The organism is Bullifex sp. (genome assembly GCF_034103065.1).
GTDB lineage: Bacteria > Spirochaetota > Spirochaetia > Sphaerochaetales > Sphaerochaetaceae > Bullifex.
On record NZ_JAXEGN010000044.1, the window covers coordinates 1 to 3,340 of the forward strand.

Genomic DNA, 3,340 nt, shown 5'->3' on the forward strand with positions numbered 1-3,340 from the left:
ACTGAATCAGATAATGCCTTTTCTAAGTCCGTAACAGAACCTTGAGAATATCCTTCTACATATATTCCTTTTTGTTTACCAATTGTGGCATTAAATTCTTGAAGTAATTCATCAAAGGCTGCTTGCTGAGCACCATTGTAGTAGTGCCATATTGTTAATGATACTGGATTATTTGAATCAAGCTTTATTTCATTAGTGTTTTCTTTTTTATTTGAACATCCACTAAATAACACTAATACTGTTAATAAAGCAATTAACACCCTTTTAAAATTCATATTTTATCCTTTTAGCTTATAAAATTGTGGTATTATAACAATTCTTTTACAAAATATGAATATACATTACAAATATATTAATTTTTTGTTTCTTTGTACCAATAATATTCAAACAAATAAAAATCAGTCCAACCGGTATTTCCTGCATACCAATTCTTAACATCACACTTTCTAAAGCCAATTCCTTCATATAGCCTATGAGCAATTTTATTCGAGGAAAGTGCATCGAGTCTAATACCATTTTTTCCAATTGCTTTTGAGTATTCAATTAACTTTTTAATTATTTCTTTAGCAATTCCTTGGCCTTGATATTTTGGACTTACACACAAAATATGTACAACACTAACCTCATTAGGTTTTAAATTAATACTCCAATTAACACTATTGTATGAATCATCTTGGAAAGGAGTTAATGCAACAGCAGCGATTATCTCTCCATCTTTTTCGGTAAAAAACAAATATCCATTATCTATGTACTCTTTAATCATTTCATCATTAGGATGAAGCCCATATATCCAAGGGCAATACTCTTTCATTGAAGGATTATTATCAATCGAATATCTATAGAAGTCACAAACCCTTATAAAGTCATCTTCTTTACATTGCTTTAAAATCATTTATGGCCTCATTTTTTAATTTAATAATCATGAGGTAAATACTAAATCAATATAAATAAATTAGATAGCTATTTTCTATGTAGTTTTATTGACTTTTACGAACGTTCGTTCGTAAAGTGTATAGTATGAAAAAAGAAGAAATCTTAAAAAATGTTTTAACTCTTGCATCAGAAAAAGGTTTAAGAAGCCTTTCGATGGCTGACATTGCAACAGCATCAGGACTCAAGAAATCATCACTATACTCACACTTTAATTCAAAACAAGATTTAATTAATGAGCTGTATCTTTATTTAAGAAAGAAATCATCTACTAAAACCTTTGTTGATTACTCCACATTTGTTAAAGGAAAAAGCTTAAGAGAAATCCTTCTTACAGCAACAATTTCCTATGATGAAATGAATAGGAAATCAGATATGATAACCTTTTATAAGGTTATTATCTCTGAAAAAGCTCTTTCAAAAGAAGCATCTAAAGTAATTATTAAAGAAACAGAAACAATGATTAATGCTTCAAAAGAACTATTTAAAGCAATTGAGGAAAATAAAGTTGCTCTCTTTGATAATTTAGAATCAGCAGCTATTACTTTTGCGCTTTTGATACACTCTGTTCTTGATCTTAGACTCGATGCCGAGATGGCTGAAAGTAATATTTCAGATGGAATTCTTGAAAAGGTAATTGATAGCTTTATAAAAGCATATGCAAAGGAGTTATAGAAATGGAAAAGACATTTAAATTATTAGGTCTTTCAGGAGCAATTGCATTACTTTCCTATAGTGCAATGGTATTTATATCACCTATTGCATACCCTGGTTATAATTGGATGACAATGGCAGTAAGTGAACTAAGTGCAGCTGGTTCACCATCCCAAACACTTGCAAACCAGCTTAACGCACTATTTGGTCCTTGTTCAGTGCTATCTATTACACTTGTTTTTATTGCCTCAAGAAAATCAAAAGTAAAATTATTTAGATTAGGAATAACACTATTTACATTAATGGAATGGATATGTGCAACTGGATACGAAATGTTTCCATGGGTAAGTGGTGTTGATAAATTAATCTTTCAAAACTTCATGCATCTAGCTGTTACTGTAGCTGTTGTTGTGCTGTCCCTTTCATCTTTAATTTTATTAGCTATATCATCAAAAAGAGTTGGTCTAAAGTCTTTAGGCCTTTGGGCTATAATTGCTCTGACAGCAATGTTAATAGGACCTATTGGAACAAGTTTTATGCCACCCTCTGTATTTGGGCTTTTTGAGAGATTTAGCACATTCTCTGCAGTAGTATTTAATGCAATACTCGGAGTATACCTATTTAAGGGGCGTTTTACTTCAATAATTTAAAAGTAAAACAACTCCTCAAACTTCTTATCTAAAGCAATACATAATACCAAAGCAAGCTTAGCAGTTGGGTTAAATTGTCCTGTTTCAATTGAACTAATTGTATTCCTTGATACCCCAACCATCTCAGCTAACTGAGACTGCGAAAGGCCTTGCTCCGAGCGAGCTTCTTTTAATCTATTTTTAAGTATTAATTCTTCGTTCATTTCCTATCTCAATAAATTAATAATAAACAAAACTGTGAAAAGGAGAAACAAGATAGAATAAATAGAGGCAACTAATAGCTCATGCTTTCTATGAAGCTTTATATATTTAACAATAAATGTTGCAGCTAGTATACTAAAGTAAATCATCCAACACTCAAAGCTAACATTGTGTGTTAATACAGCCTGTAGAACTGCTACAAAGCAACATACTAAAAGCCCGACCTTACTAGCTATCTTTCCTGCAGTAGATAAAACATATAGTTCCATTTCATCTACACCTTTATTATCTTTCTTACTTTTAGATAAAATTTCTTCTTTATTCATTTTTCACCTCTATTGACAAGTTTTATTGGCATTAATATAAATCTGCCAAGTTTACCTGTCAATAGTATTGCAAAGTTTTCTTTGCAAGAAAACAATAATGAAATTTTTCAAATCTTATTATTACTTTGCATTTTTGTATGAAATTACTATATGGCTAAAAGCAAATACTATAGAGAAGAAAATTAATGGTATTGACCTGCTCATAATTCCACTATAAAAGAACAAAGTAGCTGGAATAATCGATAATGATAATGCTCTGACTAAGTTATTTTTATTAAAAAGAATAATCCAAAGTACACAATATAAAACGGCTAAAATAGTATCTCCAATAAGATATAAAGCCAGTGCTTCATCTGACCACCAGCCGAACCAAGTACCAGGTATATTAATAGTCATGAAGGCTATACACCCAAATCGTCCAATTTGCTCAATTATCTCAAGGCGTTTATTACTCCATTTATTCTCAAAGCAGTCCTTAAATTTAAGGGCATAGATAATATTTGGAATCATAAGCACTATGGTAAAAATTAAGCCAAAGATATTTAAAAACTCCACAATTTACCTCAATTCTTTTGGTAT

6 protein-coding genes and 1 pseudogene are annotated in these 3,340 nt (G+C 30.7%); 2 read left to right on the forward strand and 5 right to left on the reverse strand.

Annotation, left to right across the window (positions count from 1 at the left end; genetic code table 11):
* A pseudogene (locus SOY52_RS01785) lies at positions 1–275 on the reverse strand (ABC transporter substrate-binding protein); the annotation flags it as partial.
* Between the two features lie 77 nt (positions 276–352).
* The gene (locus SOY52_RS01790; protein WP_320847273.1) at positions 353–892 is read right to left on the reverse strand and encodes a GNAT family N-acetyltransferase; all 540 of its coding nucleotides are present in this window, start codon (positions 890–892) and stop codon (positions 353–355) included.
* 125 nt (positions 893–1,017) lie between these two features.
* Between SOY52_RS01790 and SOY52_RS01795 the strand changes: the two genes are divergently transcribed.
* Positions 1,018–1,605 carry a TetR/AcrR family transcriptional regulator gene (locus SOY52_RS01795; RefSeq protein ID WP_320847274.1) on the forward strand — a complete coding sequence of 196 codons (588 nt, stop codon included), beginning with the start codon at positions 1,018–1,020 and terminating at the stop codon, positions 1,603–1,605.
* Between the two features lie 2 nt (positions 1,606–1,607).
* Positions 1,608–2,234, forward strand: coding sequence for a DUF998 domain-containing protein (locus SOY52_RS01800; protein WP_320847275.1), 627 nt, complete (start codon positions 1,608–1,610; stop codon positions 2,232–2,234).
* Here the strand turns inward: SOY52_RS01800 and SOY52_RS01805 are convergent.
* The 3 genes from SOY52_RS01805 to SOY52_RS01815 form a co-directional block, all read right to left on the reverse strand.
* Positions 2,231–2,437 carry a helix-turn-helix transcriptional regulator gene (locus SOY52_RS01805; RefSeq protein ID WP_320847276.1) on the reverse strand — a complete coding sequence of 69 codons (207 nt, stop codon included), beginning with the start codon at positions 2,435–2,437 and terminating at the stop codon, positions 2,231–2,233. The genes SOY52_RS01800 and SOY52_RS01805 overlap by 4 nt on opposite strands.
* Before the next feature lie 3 nt (positions 2,438–2,440).
* The gene (locus SOY52_RS01810) at positions 2,441–2,761 is read right to left on the reverse strand and encodes a DUF6442 family protein (protein ID WP_320847277.1); all 321 of its coding nucleotides are present in this window, start codon (positions 2,759–2,761) and stop codon (positions 2,441–2,443) included.
* A 120-nt stretch (positions 2,762–2,881) separates the two neighbouring features.
* Positions 2,882–3,316, reverse strand: coding sequence for a hypothetical protein (locus SOY52_RS01815; RefSeq protein WP_320847278.1), 435 nt, complete (start codon positions 3,314–3,316; stop codon positions 2,882–2,884).
* Positions 3,317–3,340: the final 24 nt, after the last annotated feature.